The sequence below is a fragment of the Caldibacillus debilis DSM 16016 genome, from assembly GCF_000383875.1.
GTDB lineage: Bacteria > Bacillota > Bacilli > Bacillales > Caldibacillaceae > Caldibacillus > Caldibacillus debilis.
On sequence record NZ_KB912913.1, the window covers coordinates 169,374 to 190,862 of the forward strand.

Consider the following 21,489-nt stretch of genomic DNA (forward strand, 5'->3'; position numbering starts at 1 on the left):
TCCCTTCCTTTCCCTGGACCGGAGAAACGCTGATGCGCCTCGCCCCGCTGTCTTTTGACCAAACCGAATCACCAGAGAAGTCCGTATAGACGTTTATCGATCAAATTCGTATCGACGGGACAAGCCTCCGCTTCCCGCCCGTATTGCCATCCCCAGCTGTTGGCCCGGCAAGGGACTTTTTTCGGGCTGAAAGGCGGCGCGTCGTTCCGTCCGGATGCGCCCGGATGGGGTTCGGCGCTCCAGAGGATGGTCTGGTCGGAAACCTTCGGATTTTCCGCCGCCGCCCGGCAGAAGGCTTCGGAAAAACCGCCGGTAACCGGGTCGTGGTAGATGCCGGGTTTGTAACCGCTCGGATTAAAGGCATCGACGAAGCCGCTGATCCAGCCGGCGTCCACGGGAAAAAAACGCTCCACATTGGCGAATAGCACTTTGCCGTCCGGGATTCCCAGACGCCTGGCGTGAAAGATCATATTGGCGGCGGTTACCCTCCCGTTCCTGTACCCTTTGGCCTGGCGAAACTGATTGTAAATCGGCAAAATTCTCGTTCCGCTGTCGTGCAAAAGCGCGATTTCCTTTTCCGTGACTCCCTCCGACTGCCCGGGGACCGTCGTCAAATACCGGCCCCAAAATTCCGGCTTTCCGTAATTGTACAAGACGCAATCATAGCTTTCTTTCGTTACCGAAAGGGCGGAATCCACACCCCAGACATACGGCATCGGTCATCCCTCCGCTTCTGTAAACGAATTTTCCATTCCCATCATATGTTCCGGTTAAAGATCAGCCACAAAGTCCGCCCGTTCCGCGGCCGCGGATCCCGGCAGGCGGCACAAAAAGGAGGATTTCGTCCATGTTGAAAGGAAAAAACAAACGAAGTTTGCGCAAAAAATTGTATGTATCCTTTTTATTCATTTTGCTTGTCCCGGGCTTATGCATATCCTTTTTTTCCTACCAGCAGGCGAAAAAGGGAATCGAATCAAAAATGCGGATGGCGGCGAAAGAAAACATTCAAATATTGGAATCCTATCTCGGCTCGTCCCTCGGTTCCAGGATAGAAGATGTCAACTATTATGCGGAGACGGTTTCCGCCGCCCGGCTGACGGAGGAAAGACAAGAGGACCTGTACCGCCGTTTCCGGGATTATTTGCAGCCGGATGATGAGGTTTTGGACCTCTATATCGGTACCGTTTCCGGAAAGATGATTTCATCGGATCCCGAGGCGGCCGATCCGGATTATGACCCGCGGGAGCGCCCCTGGTACAAAGAGGCCATGGCCGCCCGAGGGGAAATCGCCATCACGGCCCCTTATGTGGACAGTTTTACGGGGGACATGGTCGTTACCCTTTCCAAACGGCTCAAGGACGGTTCGGGGGTAATCGGCTTGGACCTGATCATCAATAAAATCCGGGATCTTGCCGACCATGCCCAAATCGGCAAGGAAGGCTACGTCTTTTTGCTGGATGATCAAAGGAAGTTCATCACCCATCCGGATGAAAAGCCCGGTACGAAGGCGAAACACGAATTTTTTGCCAAACTTTATGAGAAAAAGAGCGGGGAATTCGAATATGCCTTTCATGGCCAAAAATATATTACGATATTCACAACCGACGATTTGACCGGCTGGAAGATCGCCGGGACGATGAACGCTTCCGAAGTGGCCAAGGAGGCGCGGCCCATATTGAAGTCGACGCTCGTGATCATATTTACCGCCCTTTTGATCGGCATAGCCGCCGTCATGCTGATCATCCGTTCCATCCTTCAACCGGTCCGGGCCTTGAAGGACGCGGCCGATCATATCCGGAAGGGGGAAATCGGCGGGGAAATCCCGGTGCAGACGAGGGATGAGATCGGCGAATTGGCCGATACGTTCAACCATATGAGCAGGAGCCTGAAAGCCGTCGCCCGGAAAAACCGGGACAGCGCGGAACAAATGGCCGCATCCGCAGAAGAGCTGACTGCAGCCATCGATCAAGCGACCCAAGCGGCGGACCAGGTGGCCAGAGCCGTCGAAGAAATCGCCTCGGGTGCGGAAAAACAGATGGAAGGCGTGCAGCAATCCATCAAATCGTTGGAAGAGGTCAACCGGGGAATGGAGGAAATTTCGGACCTGACCGCCGAGGTGGCCGGGATGACGAAAGAGGCAAATCAACTGGCGGAGGAAGGAAGAAATTTTGTTGAAGAGACGGCCGCCCAAATGAATTCGATCAAGCGTTCCGTCGCCCATTCGGACGAGGAAATCCGCCACTTGTACGAAAGGTCCAAGGAAATCGGCTTAATCTTGAACGTGATCGCCGACATTTCCGATCAAACGAATCTGCTTGCCTTGAACGCCGCCATCGAAGCGGCCAGGGCCGGCGAACAGGGGAAAGGGTTCGCCGTCGTCGCCGAGGAAGTCAAAAAACTTGCGGAACAAACCCGGATGGCCTCCAAACAAATTGAAGATCTGATCCGGCAAACCCAGGAAAACGTCACAAACACCGTGACGGAAATGGAATCGGTAAGAAAAGAAGTGGATAAGGGGCTGGCCATCTCCCTGGAAACGAAGGAGAAATTTGTGAAGATTTTATCCATGATGGAGTCGATCTCCCCCCAATCGGAAAGAATCTCGGGAATCATTCAGCAATTGACGGCGGAAGTCCAGGAGGTTTTATCCGCCACATCGAAACTTTCAGGCATCGCCGAGGAAAACGCGGCAACGAGCCAGGAAGTGGCCGCATCCGCCCAGGAACAAATGGCATCCATGGAAGAGATCAAAGGGTTGTCGAAGAACCTGGCGCAAACGGCGGAAGAATTGCAATCGGCGGTGCAGTCGTTCAAAATATGATTCTTGTAAAAATGGAAAAGGACAGAGACGGAGGCAAACCGGCCCCCGTTTCCCGTTTGCTTCCGCACGTTGCAGGCTGCCCTGGGCTTCCGGGCAGCTTTTTTTATGGAATTTTTTGCGTTGCCCCGTTGCCATACCCGCTTGGTAAGCCCAGAATGGTTTGCCGCTGGCGTTTTCCTTGGTTGCAGCGGCGAAACGGGGCAAAGGCAGCGGCAAGGCCAAGACGTATTTTCTCGCCGAAGCGGGTTTCGCCGGCAGGCATCAGATACCGGTTCAACAAACGCCTGCCATTTTCCTTTCATCAGCCGTGAACCGGGGCGACGCGCACAAAAACCCGCTCGGAAAGGAGAATCCGATTTTTTTCGCCAAAATGATTCATTTCCTCCATATGGCGGAAAAACAATGCATCCAAATGAAAACGCTTATAAACTATGATGGAGTTGGGAAGATCGTACCGGTTTTAGCATTGCTCAAAAGGAGGAATCGCAGAAGTGAAAAGAATTTTATTGGCCTGTTCATCGGGGATGTCCACCAGTCTGCTCGTTTCAAAGATGAGGGAGGTGGCGGAACAAAAGGGCATCGAGACAGAGATTTGGGCAGTGGGAAATGAAAAGGCGGAAAAGGAAATGGAAAAGGCGGACGTCCTGCTGATCGGCCCGCAAATGAGATTTTTAAAGAAAAAATTGGAGAAGAAGGCCGAGGAAATCGGGATTAAGGTGGATGTCATCGACCCCGTGGCCTACGGCCGGATGGACGGCGAAAAAGTTTTTCATCAAGCGTTGGAATTAATAAACAAATGAAAGCAGGTGAGAAAATCGATGAACAAAGTGATGGAGTTTTTGGAAAGATGGTTGCTGCCCGTGGCGGAAAAATTAAATAATAACCGGTATTTAACCGCCCTTCGCGACGGTTTCATGGTCGCGCTGCCCGTCATCATTTTCGGTTCCATTTTTGTCGTCATTGCCAACTTTCCTTTTCTTGACCGCCTTTTGGGCGAGGAAGCGTACGCGGCCTATCAGAACGCCTTGGGGCCCGCGTCTGCAGCGACTTTAAGCTTGATGGGACTTTTCGTGATCGTCGGGATCGGGTATAAATTGACCGAACATTACGGCGGCCAGGCGATCTACGGCGGGGTTGTGGCGATCGCTTCCTTTCTGATCCTCACGCCGCAGACGGTGGAAAAGGTGACCGGTGCGATCCCGACATCCAGTTTGGGTGCGCAAGGGCTGTTTTTGGGGATTTTTACCGCCATTATTTCCGCGGAACTTTACCGCTTTTTCGTCAACAAAAATTGGGTCATCAAAATGCCCGCGGGTGTTCCCGAAGCCGTGTCGAGATCTTTCAGTTCCCTGATCCCCATCGGCTTGACTTTGACCGTCTTTCTGCTGGTGCGGATATTATTCAGCTACACGCCCTATGAAACCGTTCAAAACTTCATTTATACGGTCATTCAACAGCCGCTTACGAAACTGGGAAGCGGTCTCGGCGCGACCATCGTCGCGGTCATCCTCATTCAAATCTTCTGGTTTTTCGGCCTGCACGGTCAAATCATCGTCAACACCGTGTTTGACCCGATCTGGTACGCATTAAATGACGAAAATTTTCAAGCCTTTCAGGCCGGACGGGAGCTTCCCAATGTCATCACGAAACAATTCATCGACACTTTCCTGGTCGGAATGGGCGGCTCGGGAATGACTTTGGCGGTTGTCATCCTCATTTTCCTCATCGGCCGGAGCAGGCAGGTCAAAGAGCTTGGCAAGTTGGGCGGACCGCCCGGCATATTCAACGTCAACGAACCGATTACTTTCGGGCTGCCGATCATTTTAAACCCCTTGGCCCTGATCCCTTGGATCTTGGCACCCGTGGTGGTAACGGTGATTACGTATTTTGCCATGGCGAGCGGCCTGGTGCCGAAACCGGCCGGCATCATCGTCCCGTGGACAACGCCGATCGGAATCAGCGGTTTTTTGGCGACCGGCAACGCCTGGCAAGGTGCGGTTTTGCAAATCTTTAATCTTTTGGTTGTGATGGCGATTTGGTGGCCCTTCTTAAAAATCATTGATAAAAGCTATTATGAAAAGGAAAATAAGCCTTCGGAGTAAAGGGATGAAAAATATGGCCCCACCCTTGCCGAATCATGGGGCCACTATCTTTTCTAATCATACATAACGAACTTCAGGAGTGATTGAACATTGGACGAATTGACAGAAATTGCCTTTCAAATCATCTTGCATGCAGGAAATGGCCGGTCTTCTGCCATGGAAGCCATCCAGGAAGCAAAGGAAGGAAATTTTGAAAAAGCAGATGATTTAATGAAGGAAGCCGGTGAGGAATTGGCAATCGCCCACGGCTACCACAGCCGGCTTTTGCAAAAAGAGGCGAGCGGAAAAAGCGCCCCCGTCAATGTCATCCTGATCCATGCCCAAGACCATTTGATGACGGCGATCACCGTCAAGGATTTGGCCTTGGAATTCGTCGAACTTTATAAAAATAAATAAGGGAGGAGGAAAAACATGGATATTCGTTATCGTTTCCCTGCCGGTTTCTGGTGGGGGTCGGCAACTTCGGCCACCCAAATCGAAGGAGCGGCAAGGGAAGGCGGAAAAGGGAAAAACATTTGGGATTATTGGTATGAAATCGAGCCGAATCGTTTTTTTGACAAGGTGGGTCCGGAGACTGCCTCCGATTTTTACCATCTGTATAAAGAAGACATCCGGCTGATGAAGGAAATTGGGCATAATTCCTTCCGTTTTTCCATTTCCTGGTCGAGGCTCGTTCCCGGCGGTAGGGGAAAGGTAAATCCGGAAGCGGTGAATTTTTACAACCATGTGATTAACGAACTGCTGAAAAACGGCATCGAACCTTTCGTTACCCTATACCATTTCGACATGCCTTTGGAATTGCAGGAAGAAGGCGGCTGGGAAAGCCGGGAAGTGGTGGAAGCTTATAAAAACTATGCGGCCCAGTGCTTCCGTTTGTTCGGCGACCGGGTAAAAATGTGGTTTACCTTCAATGAACCGATCGTTCCGGTTGAAGGAGGATATTTGTACGACTTTCATTATCCGAACGTCGTTGATTTCCGGCGGGCGGCCCAGGTAGCCTTTCATACCATGCTCGCCCATGCGAAGGCCGTCGAGGCGTTCCGCGAAGCCGGGATACGGGGAGGAAAGATCGGCATCATCCTGAATTTAACGCCCTCCTATCCGAGGAGCCGTCATCCGGCAGACATGAAGGCCGCCCGCATCGCCGATTTGTTTTTCAACCGGAGCTTTCTGGATCCGGCGGTTTTGGGGGAATATCCGGAAGAACTCGTCCGGCTGTTGCAAGAGTACGGGCAATTGCCGGCATTCCGTAAGGAAGATTTGGAATGGATCAAAAATTATAAAATCGACATCCTCGGCGTCAATTATTACCAGCCGAGGAGGGTGAAAGCGAAGGATCATTTGCCCAATCCCTACAGCCCCTTTATGCCGGAATGGTTTTTTGATTATTACGAAATGCCGGGAAGGAAAATGAACCCCTACCGCGGATGGGAGATCTACGAAAAGGGCATTTACGACATCATGGTCAATTTGAAGGAAAACTACGGAAACATCGAATGCTATGTTTCGGAAAACGGTATGGGCGTGCAGGATGAGGAACGTTTTATCCGGGACGGGATGATTCACGACGATTATCGGATCGAATTTATCAAAGGCCATTTGATTTGGCTCCATAAGGCGATCCGGGAAGGATGCAACGTCAAAGGCTACCATTTGTGGACATTCATGGACAATTGGTCGTGGACGAATGCTTACAAAAACCGCTACGGCCTTGTTTCCGTCGACCTCCGCACGAAAAAAAGGACACCGAAGAAAAGCGCCTGGTGGTTTAAGTCGCTGGCGGAAAACAACGGATTCTGAACACAAGCTTTCCTGCGGTTCTGGTCTTTATGATCAGAGCCTTTTTTCGAATGCTTTCCCTTTCGGATATAAGCGATTCCCTGCATTATTATGATCGATTTTTCCAAGCCGTTGCTGTGATTCGGCAAAAATTCATTTGGAGTGTCCGATCATGATCAACTCCCGTTTAAAAACGATATTGCGAGAATTGATGTCCGTTAAGACTCCTCTAACGGGGGCGTATCTGGCCAATTTAAACAAGGTTACTCCGCGAACGACCAGGGAAGATATAAAAATGCTGGATGATTTGCTCCGGATGCATGGTGCCCGCATTTCTTCCCTGATGGGCAGGGGATACCAGCTGGAGGTATTGGATGACCAAAAATTCCGAAGCTTTTTGCGCAATCTTTCCGCTGCGGAACAAGATTCGGCGCCCATGCCCCCGAAAACCCCCGAGGAAAGGATCAAATACATCATCCGACGTCTGCTGTTATGTGACGATTATTTAAAACTGGATGATTTGGCGGAAGAAATGTACATCAGCAAATCCACCATACAAAATGACTTTAGATCGGTAAAAAAAATATTAAATGACTACGGATTGAAGATTATCGCACGGCCGAACTACGGCCTGAAAGTTACGGGCAGCGAGCTGAAATTGCGTTTCTGTCTTGCGGAATATTTGTTTGATCGGGATGACCAAAAGGAGATGTTGCTTGAACCGCCCATTTCGTTTCTGCAGAAGAAAGAGCTGGATCTTATTTTTCATATCATCATGAAACAGCTGAAACAACACCATATCACCATGCCGGATATCGCGGTAAACAACTTAATGATCCATATGGCCATCACGATCAAGCGGATAAAAGACGGTTACAGCATTGAACTTTACCAGAAGGAAATTCAAGAGATCCGTAAACAAAAGGAATATCAAGTGGCCAAAGATATCGCCAAAGAAGTGGAGAAGGCCTTCGGGATTCAAATTCCGCCGGCGGAAGTCGCTTATATCACCATTCACCTGCTTGGAACGAAGATCATTTCCAGGGCCGGCGGGGAGGCGGAACAAATGATCGACGGCGAAATCCTCCGCATCGTAAAGGCAGCCCTCGCCAAAATTGACGAAGATCTAAAATTAAATATTGAAGGGGACAAGGAACTGATCCTCGGTCTTGCCCTGCATCTCAAGCCGGCCGTTAATCGTTACAAATTCGGCATGAATATCCGGAACCCTTTGCTGAATGACATCAAAAAGAACTATCCTTTGGCTTTTGAAGCGGCGATCATCGCCGGTTTGGTCATCGGGAAGGAGACCGGAACCGTGATCGATGAAAATGAGGCAGGATATATTGCCCTTCATATCGGTGCGGCGATTGAAAGGAAAAAGATGAAATCGCAGCCGAAACGTTGCCTCGTTGTCTGCGCTTCCGGCCACGGGACGGCAAAGTTGATCCAATATAAACTGAAATCCTATTTCGGAAACAATCTGGATGTGGCCGGAACAAGCGAATATTACAATCTGCAGCAAATGCCTTTGGATGATATCGATTTTATCATCAGTTCCGTTCCGATTCCCGACAGTTTCGGCATACCCGTTCTCGAAGTAAATGCCGTCCTGAATGAATCGGATTTAAAAAAGATTGAGCAATTTATTTTGAAGAACAGCCAATCGAGAAAAAACTATTTTCGGAAAGATCTCACGTTTTTGGGAAAACATTTTCGGTCCAAAGAGGAAGTTTTGGAATTTTTGCACCGGACCCTGATGGAAAAAGGACTGGTGAAACAAAATTTTTTGGAATTCGTTTATGAAAGGGAGAAGGTGGCCCCCACCTCCTTTGGGAATTTGGTTGCCGTGCCTCATCCCATCACCCCGCAGAGCGAAGAAACATTTCTCGCCGTCTGCACCCTCGAAAAACCCGTCAACTGGAGCGAGAAACCCGTTCAGCTGGTCATCTTGTTCAGCGTCAAGAAAAACAGTGAAGAAGATTTGGAAGAAATGTATAATCTGCTTGTAAAAATCATTCACGATCCCTCCATTGTTCAGCGCCTCGTCCAGGCGGACAATTACGGAGAATTTATTGCCTGCATCGAAGAAATTTAACCAACTTTGTTTCCATCTGGAGATCAAACGGGAGCCTGATCTGGAATACGGACTTATCCATTTTTTGTTTCACGGGTGCGAAATGGCAACCCTCCGTTTGGAAAGGTTGGTTTTTACAGGAAAGAGGTGCGGTTGCTTCGATTCGAAGTGTGCGGAAATGGGGACGAGGTTCTCCCTGCAGGTTCCGGTAGGAGGGTCTGATGGTCGAGAAACCGTCCCGGTTGAATTTTTCACCGAAACCGGCTCAATCTTTTTTCGCGCGTTCGGAAAAAATGCAAGCGTTTTAAGGGGGTTGGGGAAGAAGGCAGTTGAGATCTTCAGAAGCATGGACGGATCCGATGTGTGGACGGGGACGGATGGGAGGATCCGGGATCCGGATGGACGGTCTGTGGGAATGGGGATGTACATCATCGATGTATTGTCCCTGTTGCCAAGTTCCGGATGCGCGGTCTGTGGGAATGGCCCGTTTCAGAGATGCTTCCCCCGGGCTTGGCAGCCGATGCGAAAGCACGGGAACATGCGATCGCATAAAAAATCACATGAAATACGGCCCGTTTTTTCCGTTGACATTATTGGCCGAATCCGAAATAATGGGAGATGGTTGCCTATATCATCCGGTGATGGAGTTCCGCCGTTAACCGCCTTGCAAAAGGCTGATGACTCCTGCTGAAAAATTTTTCGGCAGGGGTTTTTTGTTTTTTCCAGAAAACGGCGGCTTCATGAAAGAAAATGCAGGGATGTTCGGGCAACCGCTTCAGTCACCGAAGAAAAACAAAAAGGGGGATATTCATGAAGAATGCGGCGCTATTGGCGGCGGGGGGATTTTTCGGCTCCGTTGCCCGGTTTGCCTTGGCGGAATGGATCCCGGCCCCGGAAGGCTTTCCCTTCGCTACCTTGCTCATCAACGGGCTGGGCTGCTTGTTTCTCGGCTGGTTTTACACCCGGGAAAACGCTAAGAAAAAGCCCAGGCCTGAACGGCTCCTTCTGATCGGCAGCGGGTTTACCGGTTCCTTCACTACCTTTTCCACCTTTTCCCTGGAGACGGTGCAATTGTTTCAAAGCGGACCCGTCTTTTTGGGTATTCTTTATCTCATAGGAAATTTGTCTGGGATTTGCATGGCCGCTTTGGGCGTAGGCTTGGCCTCGGCAAAAGGGAAGGAGGAGATCGGGGAATGATGGTTTTGGTCGGAATCGGGGGCTCCCTCGGGGCGATGGCAAGGTTTTGGCTCAGCGGCCTGCTGCCGTCCGGTGCCGGAAGCAACAGCCGTCCCTTTCCCGTGGGCACATGGGTTGTAAATCTCGGCGGTTCCTTTTTGTTAGGGTTCCTGGCAAAACTGTATACGGACAACCTCGTTCCGGAATGGTTCTGGCATTTTGCCGGTGCAGGTTTTTGCGGCGCCTTTACCACCTTTTCCACCTTCGGCTACGAAACGATCAGCCTGTTGAAAGCAAAGCGGGTGAAAACCGCCGCCGTTTACGTGCTTTCTTCCCTGGCCGGGGGGATCGCCGCCGCATGGGCGGGCTTTCTGTGCCGGACGATATTTTAAACGGATAAAGCCCCGGGATGCCGCCCGGGGCTTTATGCGGATGAAGGCCACCTGAAGGCGTGGCCGAACCGCTTGGACGAAATGCTTGCGGCCGCGGGCGAACGGGCTGATGCAGCATGCGCGCGGAATAATGAAAATTCCGAAGATCGCGGGCAAACGAGCTGCTGACACACGGCCACGGCAGGGCAAAAGCCGCTTGTGCCCTAATGAAGTTTTTTCTTCCCCCGAAAAAACAGACCTGAAGAAGCATGGCGCAAGCAGGCAGCGGTTTGCCTCAAGCAAATTTCGGACGGTGAAATCAGGCATAAAAAAGGGTCTGATCAGCTCCCGGCATCATCCATTGTTTTCCGCAACTGTTTCATTTCCCTTTGAATCCGTTTCAATTGCTTCATCCGCTCTTCCTCTTCTTCGGGATCCCCCGATTCTTGGGTGATCAGCTGCTCGTATTGGAGTTTCAGCCGTTCCCATTCATTCGCCAGGATTTGGACGGAAGGGGAGAGGGACCGGCGGTTTTCCCATTCGGCGTACCCTCCGGAAAAAACGGCGGCCTTTCCGTTTTCGATATGCACCACCTTATTGCTCACTTTCCGCAGCAGGTAAGGATCGTGGGCGACGAGGACGATGGAACCGGGAAATTGTTCGAGGGCTTCTTCCACCCTTTCCCTGTCCGGGATATCGAAATAATTGACCGGCTCATCCAAAACCAGCAGATTGGCGGAGGAAAAATACAATTTGACGAAGGCGACCCGGCACTTTTCTCCCATGCTCAAGTCCCGGATTTTTTTGTAGACGGTGTCCCTGCGGAACAGAAAGCAGGCCAAAATGGTGCGGGCTTCCGCCGATTTCATCTCCGGCAGCGACAAAATCTCATCCAAAATGGTCCGATCCGGATGCAAATTTTCCAGTTCTTGAAAGAATTGGCCGATTTTCAACTGGGGATTTCTCGTCACCGTACCGGAACCGGGCGCCAATTCCCCCGTCAGCAATTTTAACAGGGTGGTTTTGCCGCTGCCGTTTTTGCCGACCACCGCGATTCGGTCACGCCGGGCGATGTGGAGATTTACCTTTTCCAGCACACGCCTTTTCCCGTAGGAAAAAGAAACGTCGTTCATTTGCAGCATCTGTTTTCCGGAGAAATCGGCGGCTTCCAGGCTTGCCGAAATCCGCTCGGGCTCTTACGGTTTTTCGATTTTCCTCGCTTCCAGCCGTTCCAGCGCCCTTTCCTTCGCCTTGAATTTGGCCGCCTGTTTGGCCGCCTTTTTCTGGGCGTAAGGGTTCCGCACCCCCGCTTTGGCATTCGCCCGTTCGTACCAGCTTTTATAACGGGCGATGGTCTCCGTCAGCTTTTTCCTTTCCTGTTCCTGCTTCTCGTACAGGTATTGGAGGGACTTCATTTCCTGTTCCTTTTGCCTTTTGTAGGAAGAATAGCCGCCGGCGTATTTCTTCGTGCCGGCTTTCGTCAATTCGTAGGTGACGGTCGCCGTATGATCGATAAATTCCCGTTCGTGGGAAATGAACAAAACGCTCCCAGGGAAACGCGAAAGCCAATTTTCCAGCCAGCGGACGGTTTCCAGATCCAAGTGGTTCGTCGGTTCATCGAGAAGCAAAAGTTCCGGGGAATGCCGGACGGACTTTGCCAGCTTCAGCCGGGTTTTTTGCCCGCCGCTTAGGCTCCCGGCAGGAACGTCCCACAATTCTTCGGAAATCCCGAATCGCTTTAATAAATTTTCCATTTCCGCTTCCCATTCATAGCCGCCCGCATCCAAATAGCGCTGCAGCCGACGGTTGTAGATTTCAACGGCGTTGGGGTCATTTCCCTTTGCGAGAAGTTCGGCGCAGCGGTCGAGCTCTTTTTTGAGCGGATAGTTGTGATGGCCTTCCATGACCCATTCTTTGGCGGTTAACGCAAGGTTTTCCGGCATGTCCTGGGGCATGATTCCGATTTTCGATTTTTCCACGCCGAAATAAATGTTTCCGGAATGAAAGGGCACCAACCCCAAAATTCCTTTCAAAAGCGTCGTTTTTCCGATGCCGTTTTCTCCGATCAGCGCCACCCGCTCGTTTTCTTTGATCTCCAGATCAACATTTTCAAACAGCCGGTTTCCGCCGATTTCCATCGCTGCCTTTTCCAGCTTTAAAAGAAACATGGGATCTTCCTCCGTTCCGCCGTACAACAAGAAGCGGGCAGGCAGGCGATCGGCGTCCGCCGCATCACCGGAAAAAAAGACACAGGGCTTGCCTGTGTCTCCGCGGGTCAACCGGAAAATTCAATTGGCCGGGCGAAAGGAGCGCCAAAAAAAGACACAAGGATCCCGTTCTTTGCTGTACGGCAAGGTTGATTCGCTTAATTAAAAGCAGAAGCCGCAAAAAGAACGGGAATTTTCCATTGTGGAATTTGGATGCCTCCTTCGCAGTTTCCCATTTTCGTTAAGTTTGATTATAACAGGAATTCGGGAGGATGTCACGGGTTTCGCGGAATCTGGACATCCCGATCCGGGAGGGAAAGGCGTTATTTTTCCACGACCGGAAGTCAAACTATGCAATAATCGTTTTGGATCGGCGTCATGTTCCACGCCGTTCGGATACAACGCAAATTCCGGTCCTCCCGCATGTTCGTACTCCGATGAAGGAAGCCGTTCGGAATAAATCCGGTCCCACGCGTCGCGAACGGAATCCGGCATCGGACCCCTCATCGGAAAAACCGCGTGTCGGGAAGGGGGGAGGACCGTTTCTTCCCAACCGTTTGGTACGTTCGTCCCCTTTTTCTCAATGCCGATAAAATAGGTGAACGATTCCTCTTCAGGGTCAAAATCTTCGCACACCCCGAACAATCCCATGCCGCCGCGTTCTTTTTCCGGCGCTTCGATGAATCCGTTCCGGCGGGATTCCTCCCGAAAGGCGGAAATGTCCCGGTGGTTCTGTTTATTTCCCGGCCGCGTGCGGATCCCCTTTCCGATGATCCGGATTTCTCCAAGGTCCGCAATTTTGCATTCCATTTTTTCAGCTCCCTTATTATTTTGTATGGTCAAAGCCTTTTGGAAAAAAGGATTTTTCACGATTTTCCCAGCTTTCCCGCCGGCATTTCCCGGGGATCCGCCGCTTCCGGCACCGGGCCCTGTTATCGGNCCATTTATGGAAAAGGCCGTATCGGTTCTGAAAAATCAACCCGGCAGGGAGGTGGGAACGATGCGGGAAGGAACCGGTTTCGATTCGGTCTCGGTTCTCTGTTCACGATTTTAAATCTTCTTTCATCCGAAAATTCCTCCTTGATTGTTCCATCAGGGATGCCGGCAGCCTCCGCCGGGAAGGATTTTCCCTGCTGCACGGCGTATATGGTACATAACGGTGATTTTCCGGAGAGGAGGAGGGACGGATGAAAGCGGTCATTGCCGGCGGCACCGGATTGATCGGCCGGGAACTGACGAGACTTTTGGAAGGGCGCAGCCATGAAATCATCATTTTGACAAGAGGGAATGGAGAAGCCGGCGGATCCGCAAAAGCGGTCAACTGGCTGCAGGACGGAGCCCGGCCCGAAAAGGAAATCGGGTACGCGGACGCCTTCATCAATCTGGCCGGCGCTTCCATCAATGCCGGCCGCTGGAACGCCAGACACCGGAAGGAAATCTACGAAAGCCGGATGCGCGCGACGGAAGAATTGCTCCGGATCATCGCGGCCCTTCCGCAAAAACCGAAAGTGCTGGTGAACGCCAGCGCTATCGGGATCTATCCCCCGTCCTTGGAGAAGACATACACGGAACAATCCGGGGATTTGCCGGCCGATTTTCTCGGCGAAACGGTCAAGGATTGGGAAAACAAAGCGGCGGAAGCGGAAACATACGGAGTGCGGACGGCCTTCATGCGGTTTGGGATCGTTCTGGACAAAGAAGAAGGAGCGTTGCCGCTCATGGTTATGCCGTACAAATGGTATGCGGGGGGAACCATCGGATCGGGAAAACAGTGGGTTTCCTGGGTTCACGTTGCAGACGCGGCCCGGGCCGTTCTTTTTGCCGTCGAAAACGAGGGGATCCGGGGCCCCGTCAACGTCACCGCGCCAAATCCGGTGACCATGAAGGAGTTCGGAAAAACGATCGGCGCCCTCCTGCACCGCCCCCATTGGCTCCATGTGCCTTCTTTCGCCTTAAAATGGGCCCTCGGGAAAAAGAGCTCCCTAATCCTGGAAGGCCAGCGGGCCTATCCCGCCCGGCTGGAGGAAGCGGGCTTCGTCTTCCGCTTTCCCGACTTGAAATCCGCTTTGGAAGATTTGCTGAAAAAGGGTGGATGATCCGTTTGCGGAAGAGGGATACCCTATTCTGAGGAGGGATTCCGATACCGAAACAAGAATTTTCCGTCCCCGAAGGAAACGAGACCGCGCAAGGACGGCCGGTTCAGCCGTCCGGATACCGGACGGTTTTCCCCGGGCGGACCGGGAACGGTCTCCGTGAGGCGTGTTTGCCGTCAGGCGTTATGATACATTTTCATAAAAACGGGTATGTACATGAAAAAAGACAGGGAAAGAAAAATTCCGGTGATGATCATGAGCCCGCCCGCCAGCACGGGATCGATGCCGGGAAAGGCGACCAAAAAAAACATCGCCACGTAAAAGACGGCGGTGGACAGTTTTCCGAACCACATGGCGCCGTTTAATTTCTTCCCTCTTTTCAAGAGGATCAGGCTGTTGATGCCCATGAACAGTTCCTTCACCGCGAAAAGGATGAACAAAACCCACATGTATTTGTAGCGCAATAGCAGGCAGGCGGCGATCGCGGCCTGGGTCAGCTTGTCGGCGATCGGATCCAGGACCTTCCCCAGGTCGGTCGTTTGGTTAAAATTCCTGGCGATAAACCCGTCCAACAGGTCGGTCAAACCGGAGAGAACGACGATGATGGCGGCAAAATAATAATCCTCCGCCCGGTCCGCGGTGACGTATTCGTAAATGAAAAAGGGGATGAGGATGAGCCTCACGGTTGAAAGGAAATTGGGGACGGAAAACAGCTCTTTGGTGTTTGCGCGCACAAAAATTCCTCCTGTTTCTACATGACTCATATACCCATATTACTAATTTTATAGAAATCATGCAAAGTTTGCTAGTATTCACGCTTATTTCCTGTTCCGTCCGAGTCCGTCCGATCCCTCCCCGGCGGGTGCGCCCGCACCGAAAAAGGGGAGATCCGGGCCGCGGACGGGAGGATTATTTTTGCGGGGCTCGTTGGGGGAAAACCCGCGGGGTGCGGCGAAACGGGAACGGGCGGGAGACCGCTTCATGGCGGGGCGGCAAAACAGGGATGGAAAGCCGGCCGCATTTTAAAATCGGACGAAAAAGGGGGATGGTATCCGTGAAGATCGCGCTCATCACCGGAACGAGCAGCGGCTTCGGCCTGCTTACGGCGCTCGAATTGGCGAAAAAGGGATACCGGGTCATCGCCACCATGCGGGATCCGGAAAAGCGGCATCGCCTGCTGGAATTGGCCGAGAAATCCGCGGCCGGCCGGATCGAGGTCTGGCGGATGGATGTGACAAAGGAAGAAGAAATCGACGGGGCCAGAAAAAAACTGGAAGATGCTTACGGGAAGCTGGACGTTTTGATCAATAACGCCGGCTATGCCACGGGGGGTTTTTTCTCCGAGATTGAAGTTTCCGAATGGGAGAAGCAGTTCCGGACCAACTTTTTCGGTCCGGTCCGGGTGACCAGGGCCTTTCTGCCGCTCATCCGGAAAAACGGGGGAGGAAAGATCATCAATATTTCAAGCGTCAGCGGCTTTTTCGGATTCCCCGGTCTGGGCCCCTATACGGCGTCGAAACATGCGCTGGAAGGCTTCAGCGAAAGCCTCCGGCTGGAGCTGGCGCCGGAAAACATCTGGGTATCCCTGGTCGAACCCGCCGCCTATGCCACGGACATTTGGGAGAAAGGGCTGAAAAATTTTTCCCCCGAAAACCGGCCGAAGTTCCAGCAAAGGCTGATCAAAATGGCGATGAAGGCGGGAAAAACCGGATCCGACCCGACGGAAGTCGCCCGGCTGATCGGAAAAATTTGCGATGAAGAAAAACCCGGCTTGCGCTATCCGGTGGGGAAGGGGGCGCGCTCCCTGTACCGGTGGAAAGCGCTGCTTCCCTGGCGGCTCGTGGAAAGGGCGGTCCTGAAAAAATTGGGCGGTTAGAGTTTGCCGGCGGGAGAAGATGGGATTCATTTGCCGGAAGGCATCGTAGCGCGAATATTTGTTGGAAACGAATGTACGGCGGCAAAAGACGGGCGAGGAACGGTCGGGGGATGGCCGGGGCCTGCGCCGGTGAGTAATGGGAAAAGGGGTTGACGTTCCTTTCATCAGCGGGATTTTGGTGTGGCGGACAAGGGAGGGCCAAAGAGGAGAGAACCTGCGGGCGCATCATCCGGTAGGATGGGCCAAGCCGTCGGATGACAGGAGCGTCCGGCTTTCCGATCCGTCTTCCCGCGGCAGGTCCGGTTGTCCACTGTCCACTCCAGATTCGATTTTCCGGCCACCGGATGGATATTTTCGCTTGAGTATAATAAAATGACATTAAAACCGATGAACCGTCCGCAGGATTGAAAGCGCTGCCCGGATTGGCCGGCAAGTGAAAACCGGAAAGGATGGGAGGCGAAGGAACGGGAACCCGCCGGTTCAATGAGCGGTCCGGATGGGGGAAATCAAGGGGATTCCTGCATCAACTACGGACGGAAGGGGTTGGGAGAATGGAAGGTTTGAACCACACGCCGCAAACTTCCACAAAACCGGAAATCCCGAAAAAACGGGCCATAATCGGGCCCGGACTGCTCGTCGCCGCAACGGGGGTCGGGGCCGGCGATCTCGTTGCGGCCCTGGTTGCCGGAACCAATTACGGCCTTGTGTTCGTCTGGGCCATCCTCGTCGGCGCCGTCTTGAAGTTTGTGCTCAATGAAGGGGTCGGGCGCTGGCATCTGGCGACCGGCACGACGATTCTGGACGGCTGGAAGCGGATGGGGAAATGGGCGACCGGTTATTTCGGGATTTACATCGTGATTTGGGGCTTCGTTTATGGGGCGGCCGTCGCCTCTTCATGCGCCTTGGCGATGACGGCCATGTTTCCGCAGCTTCCCCTCTGGGGCTGGGCGGTTATCAATTCCCTGGCCGGCTTCGCACTCGTTTGGCAGGGGAAATTTCGCGCCTTTGAAAACGTGATGAACGTGCTCGTCGGGGTGATGTTCGTCACAGTTGTCGGGTCGGCCGTCATCGTCCTTCCCGAGCTCGGCGGCGTGATCCATACGGCGGCGCCATCCTTGCCTGAAGGTTCGCTGTTATACGCCCTCGGTTTGATCGGCGGGGTCGGCGGATCGATCACGCTGGCCTCCTACGGTTACTGGCTCCAGGAAAAGAAGTGGCAGGGGCTAGGGTTCGTCCGCGCCGTTCGATACGATTCGGGGATCGCCTATTTGGTCACCGCCCTCTTTACGGTTTCCCTCTTGATTTTGGGTGCCGCATTGCTTTACGGGACGGATGCGACCATCGAAGGCGAAAAAGGGCTCGTCGATTTCGCGGCGATTTTGGGAAATGAATTGTCGCCTGCCTTCCGCTGGGTGTTTTTGATCGGGTTTTGGGCCGCATCGTTCACGTCCCTGCTCGGCGTCTTGAACGGCGTCTCGTACCTGTTCGCCGATTTTGTCCACACGGTGCGGAACACCGGCATCGAAAAGCGGCGTTTGAGCGGGACGAAGGCCTATAAGTTTTACGTGTTTTGGCTCACCTTCCCGCCGATGCTCCTGCACTTCTTCGGAAAACCGGTCGGCCTGATCCTGGTTTACGGGGCCTTGGGTTCGTTGTTCATGCCGTTTTTGGCGTTCACCTTGCTCTATTTGTTGAACAGAAAAGCTCTGGTGCCCGATGCGAAAGTCCGGAACCATTGGCTTTCGAACCTCTTCCTCCTGTTGAACCTTTTGCTTTTCGCGGTGCTTGCCGTAAACGAATTGAAAGGGCTTTTCGACTGAACCGGATCCGGGCCGTCATACCCCCGGAGACGGCGCTTCATTCCTCGCTCTTCCGCCCGGTCAGGCTGACCTATTTTCTGCGGAAGGAATGCCGGTGGTTGGCAGGAAGGCGCAGCACGCGGACCGGGGAAAAGGTCCGGCGATCAGGTTTCAAGGATGGTAAGCGTGGAAATGAAAAACGGGAGGCGGTTCGGCGGCTTCCTTTTATGGCTGGTGGCGGGGATGGGCGGAGCGCCGCTTGCCCGGGCAGGCCGGGTTTCCATATTTATGGAAAAGAATGTAAATAGACCGGGTACCGCATCGGCTGTCTTCGTTGAAGATGATGCTCGCATTTTATGAAAAGCATCCGACGGTCGTATGCGGCCCGATGCTTCCGCTTGATGAAAAAGGCTTGCCCTCCGCATCTTTTTATGCCATAGTTAAAGATGAAAGGACAATCCAATAAGGATGCCAGTTTGTGGGGGAACCGGTGTTGCCGGTTGAGAGTGTATCCGTGAGATACAGACCCTTCGAACCTGATCTGGTTCATACCAGCGTAGGGAACATACTGGCCTGCAATTTCAATTTTGCAGCGGATAAGTATGTTCCCCGGGGTGTTTCCCGGGATTTTTGTTTAGACGCCGCTTTCCTTTCCTGCCCGGGAAACCGCCGGGATACCTCCCTCCGCAAACGGCAAACGACAAGGAGGGATTTTTTCATGGGAAAATGGAGGATGCTGTTTCTATTAAGCCTGGCGACGATTGTATTCGCCTCCTGCTCCGGCAAGGGAGGGGATGCGGGAAAAGAGGACGGGAAAACGAAACCCGCGGAAAAGATTACCGTCGCTTTGGACTGGACGCCGAACACCAACCATACCGGGCTGTACGTGGCAAAGGAAAAGGGATACTTCAAGGATGAGGGGCTGGATGTGGAAATCCTCATGCCCGGGGAAGTCCCCGCCGAGCAGTTGGTCGCCTCCGGCCGGGCGGATTTCGGGGTGAGCTACCAGGAAGCCGTCACCCAGGCCCGGATCCAGGATGTCCCGATCGTTTCCATCGCCGCCGTCATCCAGCACAACACCTCCGGATTTGCTTCCTTAGCGGAAAAAAAGATCACCTCGCCGAAGGACTTTGAAGGGAAAACATACGGCGGATGGGGATCGCCCGTGGAAAGGGCCGTTTTGGCTTCGCTCATGAAGCAGGAGGGGGCCGATGTGGACAAGGTGAAGTTCGTCAACATCGGCGATACCGACTTTTTTACCGCCGTAAAAAAGGATATCGACTTCGTTTGGATCTATTACGGTTGGACGGGCGTGGAAGCGAAGCTGCGGAACGTGCCGATTCACATCGTCTATTTGACCGATTACAGCGAAAAATTGGATTATTATACGCCTGTCCTTGTCGCGAGTGAGGCGATGATCGGGAAAAACCCGGAAACGGTCCGGAAATTTTTGGCCGCCGTTTCAAAAGGATACCGTTTCGCGATCGATCACCCCGATGAAGCCGCGGACATTTTGATCGGGGCGGTCCCCGAACTGGATGCTGAGCTCGTCCGGGAAAGCCAAAAATGGTTGTCCAAAAAATACCAGGACGACGCCGAACGATGGGGGGAACAGAAACTGGAAGTCTGGAAAAACTATGCGGAATGGATGTATGAAAACGGGCTTTTGGAAAAGCCCCTCGACGCCGAAAAGGCCTTTACCAACGAGTTTTTGCCGGAGGAATGAGAACCTCCGGCACCGAGGGGAACCGTTTGCTTTAATCTAAATGGAGGAGGCAATACCGATGGCCGATGCGCTTGTCAGCATTCAAATCATCCCAAGAACGCGGAATGAAGAAGACACCTATTCGCTGGTGGATGAAGCCATTCAAGTGATCGCCGATTCGAAGGCCAAATACGAGGTCCATCCGCTGGAAACGACGATGGAAGGGGATTTGCGGGAACTGTTGGACATCGTTGACCGGATGCACCGGAAAATGATTGAAAAAGGATGCCCGAGCGTCCTTTCCGAGGTGAAGATCTTTTATAAACCGGGAGGCGCGTCAATGGACGAATTGACGGCGAAATACCGTTGAGGAAAAGGATCCGGGAGGGCGGGCCTCCCGTTCTCGTCCTTATTCTGTCGCTGTTCCTTTGGGAAGGGGCGGTGCGGATATTTTCCGTGCCCGCCTGGCTTCTTCCGGCCCCGTCCGCAATCCTCCGGGAAGGGATCTTCGGCTGGAGGGAGTACGCCGGGCATTTGGCGGCCACGGCCCGCCTATCCTTTTTCGGTTATCTCATCGGCTGTTTGACCGGGGCGGGGACGGCGGCGGCGCTTCACCTCGTCCCGTTGCTGCGGAAAAGCCTTTATCCGTTTTTGATCATTTCGCAAAATATTCCGTTGATCGTGCTTGCCCCGCTGCTCGTCATCTGGTTCGGCTTCGGGGTGCTTCCGAAAATCATCGTGATTACCCTCGTTTGCTTTTTCCCGGTCGCCGTCAGCACCTTGGACGGGTTCCGGCAGACGAGCCCGGAATTGATGCACTACATGGAAATGGCCGGCGCAAGCAAAGGACAAATCTTCCGGAAACTGGAATGCCCCCATGCCTTGCCTTTCCTGTTTTCCGGGTTGAAAATTTCCGCCTCCTACAGCGTCATGGGGGCGGTCGTCTCCGAATGGCTCGGGGCGAAGGAGGGATTGGGGGTATACATGACCCTTGCCCAATCCGCCTTCCGCACGGACCGGGTCTTCTTGTCCATCTTTCTCGTCGTTTTCTTGAGCCTGGTCTATTTCGGTCTCATCGGCTGGCTGGAGAAAAAGACGGTGAAATGGAAACCGGAAGAAAGGGAGAAGGAAAGACGATGAAGAGGGGCTGAAATCCGCCGGCGGACGTTTGGGTTCCATTCCGGTCATCGGTGCACCCGGACTGCGATCGCCGGCCGGAGGGGAGGCCCCTTTCTCAATCCGTCGTTTTTTGACGAAGTGCCAAAAGGGCTGACGTGAAACGGCTCAATATTGCCAAACCTAGAGTCCGCCGAACGGGAAGCCGAATTTCACACAATGATTCGAACTTAACCTTTGCTTGGGTTTTCCGTCCGGATCCCTTCCGGAGAAAGATCCGCACGCGCCCGGAAGGCTTGCAAGAGCCCGCGGCTGCCGGAAGCATCCCCCCCCTTCGCATGATGGACAGGCCAGCACTTCGGCGGCA

Annotated in this window: 20 protein-coding genes and 2 riboswitches; of the genes, 14 read left to right on the forward strand and 6 right to left on the reverse strand. The window is 52.9% G+C overall.

Features of this window, described 5'->3' with window-relative positions; translation table 11 throughout:
- Positions 1-68: 68 nt before the first annotated feature.
- On the reverse strand, positions 69-716 hold the full coding sequence (locus A3EQ_RS0115645; RefSeq protein ID WP_020156100.1) for a glycoside hydrolase domain-containing protein: 648 nt from the start codon (positions 714-716) through the stop codon (positions 69-71).
- Between the two features lie 131 nt (positions 717-847).
- On the opposite strand from A3EQ_RS0115645, the gene A3EQ_RS0115650 reads away from it, so the two are divergent.
- Positions 848-2,821: a HAMP domain-containing methyl-accepting chemotaxis protein gene (locus A3EQ_RS0115650; protein WP_020156101.1), complete on the forward strand. Its 1,974-nt coding sequence runs from the start codon at positions 848-850 to the stop codon at positions 2,819-2,821.
- A 103-nt stretch (positions 2,822-2,924) separates the two neighbouring features.
- Here the strand turns inward: A3EQ_RS0115650 and A3EQ_RS22580 are convergent, their stop codons facing one another.
- Positions 2,925-3,098, reverse strand: a complete 174-nt coding sequence (locus A3EQ_RS22580) for a hypothetical protein (protein WP_154652895.1) — start codon at positions 3,096-3,098, stop codon at positions 2,925-2,927.
- A gap of 214 nt (positions 3,099-3,312) precedes the next feature.
- Here A3EQ_RS22580 and A3EQ_RS0115660 point away from each other — a divergent pair, with 214 nt between their 5' ends.
- From A3EQ_RS0115660 to crcB (A3EQ_RS0115700), 7 genes are all read left to right on the forward strand, one after another.
- Entirely contained in the window at positions 3,313-3,621 is a 309-nt protein-coding gene (locus tag A3EQ_RS0115660; RefSeq protein WP_026500012.1) for a PTS sugar transporter subunit IIB, read from the forward strand.
- An 18-nt stretch (positions 3,622-3,639) separates the two neighbouring features.
- On the forward strand, positions 3,640-4,923 hold the full coding sequence (gene celB, locus A3EQ_RS0115665) for a PTS cellobiose transporter subunit IIC (RefSeq protein ID WP_020156104.1): 1,284 nt from the start codon (positions 3,640-3,642) through the stop codon (positions 4,921-4,923).
- 90 nt (positions 4,924-5,013) lie between these two features.
- Positions 5,014-5,319 (forward strand): PTS lactose/cellobiose transporter subunit IIA, encoded by a 306-nt coding sequence (locus A3EQ_RS0115670; protein ID WP_020156105.1) that lies wholly within the window; start codon positions 5,014-5,016, stop codon positions 5,317-5,319.
- 15 nt (positions 5,320-5,334) lie between these two features.
- Positions 5,335-6,723, forward strand: a complete 1,389-nt coding sequence (locus A3EQ_RS0115675) for a glycoside hydrolase family 1 protein (protein ID WP_020156106.1) — start codon at positions 5,335-5,337, stop codon at positions 6,721-6,723.
- A 151-nt stretch (positions 6,724-6,874) separates the two neighbouring features.
- Complete coding sequence (locus tag A3EQ_RS0115680; protein WP_026500013.1) at positions 6,875-8,800, forward strand: BglG family transcription antiterminator; 1,926 nt, start codon at positions 6,875-6,877, stop codon at positions 8,798-8,800.
- Between the two features lie 607 nt (positions 8,801-9,407).
- Positions 9,408-9,473: riboswitch (Fluoride riboswitch) on the forward strand.
- Positions 9,474-9,589: 116 nt separating this feature from the next.
- Positions 9,590-9,976 carry a fluoride efflux transporter CrcB gene (crcB, locus tag A3EQ_RS0115695; RefSeq protein WP_020156109.1) on the forward strand — a complete coding sequence of 129 codons (387 nt, stop codon included), beginning with the start codon at positions 9,590-9,592 and terminating at the stop codon, positions 9,974-9,976.
- The gene (gene crcB / locus A3EQ_RS0115700; RefSeq protein WP_020156110.1) at positions 9,973-10,347 is read left to right on the forward strand and encodes a fluoride efflux transporter CrcB; all 375 of its coding nucleotides are present in this window, start codon (positions 9,973-9,975) and stop codon (positions 10,345-10,347) included. Before crcB (A3EQ_RS0115695) ends, crcB (A3EQ_RS0115700) begins: the two co-directional genes overlap by 4 nt.
- Before the next feature lie 320 nt (positions 10,348-10,667).
- Here the strand turns inward: crcB (A3EQ_RS0115700) and A3EQ_RS21855 are convergent, their stop codons facing one another.
- The 3 genes from A3EQ_RS21855 to A3EQ_RS23255 form a co-directional block, all read right to left on the reverse strand.
- On the reverse strand, positions 10,668-11,459 hold the full coding sequence (locus A3EQ_RS21855) for an ATP-binding cassette domain-containing protein (protein ID WP_020156111.1): 792 nt from the start codon (positions 11,457-11,459) through the stop codon (positions 10,668-10,670).
- A 63-nt stretch (positions 11,460-11,522) separates the two neighbouring features.
- Complete coding sequence (locus tag A3EQ_RS21860; protein WP_020156112.1) at positions 11,523-12,494, reverse strand: ATP-binding cassette domain-containing protein; 972 nt, start codon at positions 12,492-12,494, stop codon at positions 11,523-11,525.
- 201 nt (positions 12,495-12,695) lie between these two features.
- A complete protein-coding gene (locus A3EQ_RS23255; protein WP_020156114.1) occupies positions 12,696-13,343 on the reverse strand; it encodes a GyrI-like domain-containing protein in 648 nt (215 codons plus the stop codon).
- Positions 13,344-13,720: 377 nt separating this feature from the next.
- On the opposite strand from A3EQ_RS23255, the gene A3EQ_RS0115725 reads away from it, so the two are divergent.
- Positions 13,721-14,629, forward strand: a complete 909-nt coding sequence (locus A3EQ_RS0115725; RefSeq protein ID WP_020156116.1) for a TIGR01777 family oxidoreductase — start codon at positions 13,721-13,723, stop codon at positions 14,627-14,629.
- Positions 14,630-14,802: 173 nt separating this feature from the next.
- On the opposite strand, the gene A3EQ_RS0115735 is transcribed toward A3EQ_RS0115725, so the two are convergent.
- On the reverse strand, positions 14,803-15,360 hold the full coding sequence (locus A3EQ_RS0115735) for a CDP-alcohol phosphatidyltransferase family protein (protein ID WP_020156118.1): 558 nt from the start codon (positions 15,358-15,360) through the stop codon (positions 14,803-14,805).
- Positions 15,361-15,671: 311 nt separating this feature from the next.
- Between A3EQ_RS0115735 and A3EQ_RS0115745 the strand changes: the two genes are divergently transcribed.
- The 5 genes from A3EQ_RS0115745 to A3EQ_RS0115780 all read left to right on the forward strand — a co-directional run bounded on the left by A3EQ_RS0115745 (position 15,672) and on the right by A3EQ_RS0115780 (position 21,146).
- On the forward strand, positions 15,672-16,502 hold the full coding sequence (locus A3EQ_RS0115745) for an SDR family oxidoreductase (protein ID WP_040369582.1): 831 nt from the start codon (positions 15,672-15,674) through the stop codon (positions 16,500-16,502).
- Positions 16,503-17,053: 551 nt separating this feature from the next.
- The gene (locus tag A3EQ_RS0115755; RefSeq protein ID WP_020156121.1) at positions 17,054-18,322 is read left to right on the forward strand and encodes an Nramp family divalent metal transporter; all 1,269 of its coding nucleotides are present in this window, start codon (positions 17,054-17,056) and stop codon (positions 18,320-18,322) included.
- 449 nt (positions 18,323-18,771) lie between these two features.
- Positions 18,772-18,881: riboswitch (TPP riboswitch) on the forward strand.
- 138 nt (positions 18,882-19,019) lie between these two features.
- The gene (locus A3EQ_RS0115770; protein WP_026500015.1) at positions 19,020-20,027 is read left to right on the forward strand and encodes an ABC transporter substrate-binding protein; all 1,008 of its coding nucleotides are present in this window, start codon (positions 19,020-19,022) and stop codon (positions 20,025-20,027) included.
- 58 nt (positions 20,028-20,085) lie between these two features.
- Positions 20,086-20,376, forward strand: coding sequence for a thiamine-binding protein (locus tag A3EQ_RS0115775; RefSeq protein WP_020156125.1), 291 nt, complete (start codon positions 20,086-20,088; stop codon positions 20,374-20,376).
- On the forward strand, positions 20,373-21,146 hold the full coding sequence (locus A3EQ_RS0115780; protein ID WP_020156126.1) for an ABC transporter permease: 774 nt from the start codon (positions 20,373-20,375) through the stop codon (positions 21,144-21,146). The genes A3EQ_RS0115775 and A3EQ_RS0115780 overlap by 4 nt, the downstream gene beginning before the upstream one ends.
- Positions 21,147-21,489 lie beyond the last annotated feature (343 nt).

Bases quoted from the DNA above. Each gene is read 5' to 3' on its own strand.
- A3EQ_RS0115725 (WP_020156116.1), top strand. From the start codon at position 13,721: ATGAAAGCGGTCATTGCCGGCGGCACCGGATTGATCGGCCGGGAACTG.
- A3EQ_RS21855 (WP_020156111.1), bottom strand. From the start codon at position 11,459: ATGAACGACGTTTCTTTTTCCTACGGGAAAAGGCGTGTGCTGGAAAAG.
- A3EQ_RS0115770 (WP_026500015.1), top strand. From the start codon at position 19,020: ATGGGAAAATGGAGGATGCTGTTTCTATTAAGCCTGGCGACGATTGTA.
- A3EQ_RS0115775 (WP_020156125.1), top strand. From the start codon at position 20,086: ATGGCCGATGCGCTTGTCAGCATTCAAATCATCCCAAGAACGCGGAAT.
- A3EQ_RS0115650 (WP_020156101.1), top strand. From the start codon at position 848: ATGTTGAAAGGAAAAAACAAACGAAGTTTGCGCAAAAAATTGTATGTA.
- celB (WP_020156104.1), top strand. From the start codon at position 3,640: ATGAACAAAGTGATGGAGTTTTTGGAAAGATGGTTGCTGCCCGTGGCG.
- A3EQ_RS21860 (WP_020156112.1), bottom strand. From the start codon at position 12,494: ATGTTTCTTTTAAAGCTGGAAAAGGCAGCGATGGAAATCGGCGGAAAC.
- A3EQ_RS0115645 (WP_020156100.1), bottom strand. From the start codon at position 716: ATGCCGTATGTCTGGGGTGTGGATTCCGCCCTTTCGGTAACGAAAGAA.
- A3EQ_RS0115755 (WP_020156121.1), top strand. From the start codon at position 17,054: ATGGAAGGTTTGAACCACACGCCGCAAACTTCCACAAAACCGGAAATC.
- A3EQ_RS0115680 (WP_026500013.1), top strand. From the start codon at position 6,875: ATGATCAACTCCCGTTTAAAAACGATATTGCGAGAATTGATGTCCGTT.
- A3EQ_RS0115675 (WP_020156106.1), top strand. From the start codon at position 5,335: ATGGATATTCGTTATCGTTTCCCTGCCGGTTTCTGGTGGGGGTCGGCA.
- crcB (WP_020156109.1), top strand. From the start codon at position 9,590: ATGAAGAATGCGGCGCTATTGGCGGCGGGGGGATTTTTCGGCTCCGTT.
- A3EQ_RS23255 (WP_020156114.1), bottom strand. From the start codon at position 13,343: ATGGAATGCAAAATTGCGGACCTTGGAGAAATCCGGATCATCGGAAAG.
- A3EQ_RS0115745 (WP_040369582.1), top strand. From the start codon at position 15,672: ATGGTATCCGTGAAGATCGCGCTCATCACCGGAACGAGCAGCGGCTTC.
- crcB (WP_020156110.1), top strand. From the start codon at position 9,973: ATGATGGTTTTGGTCGGAATCGGGGGCTCCCTCGGGGCGATGGCAAGG.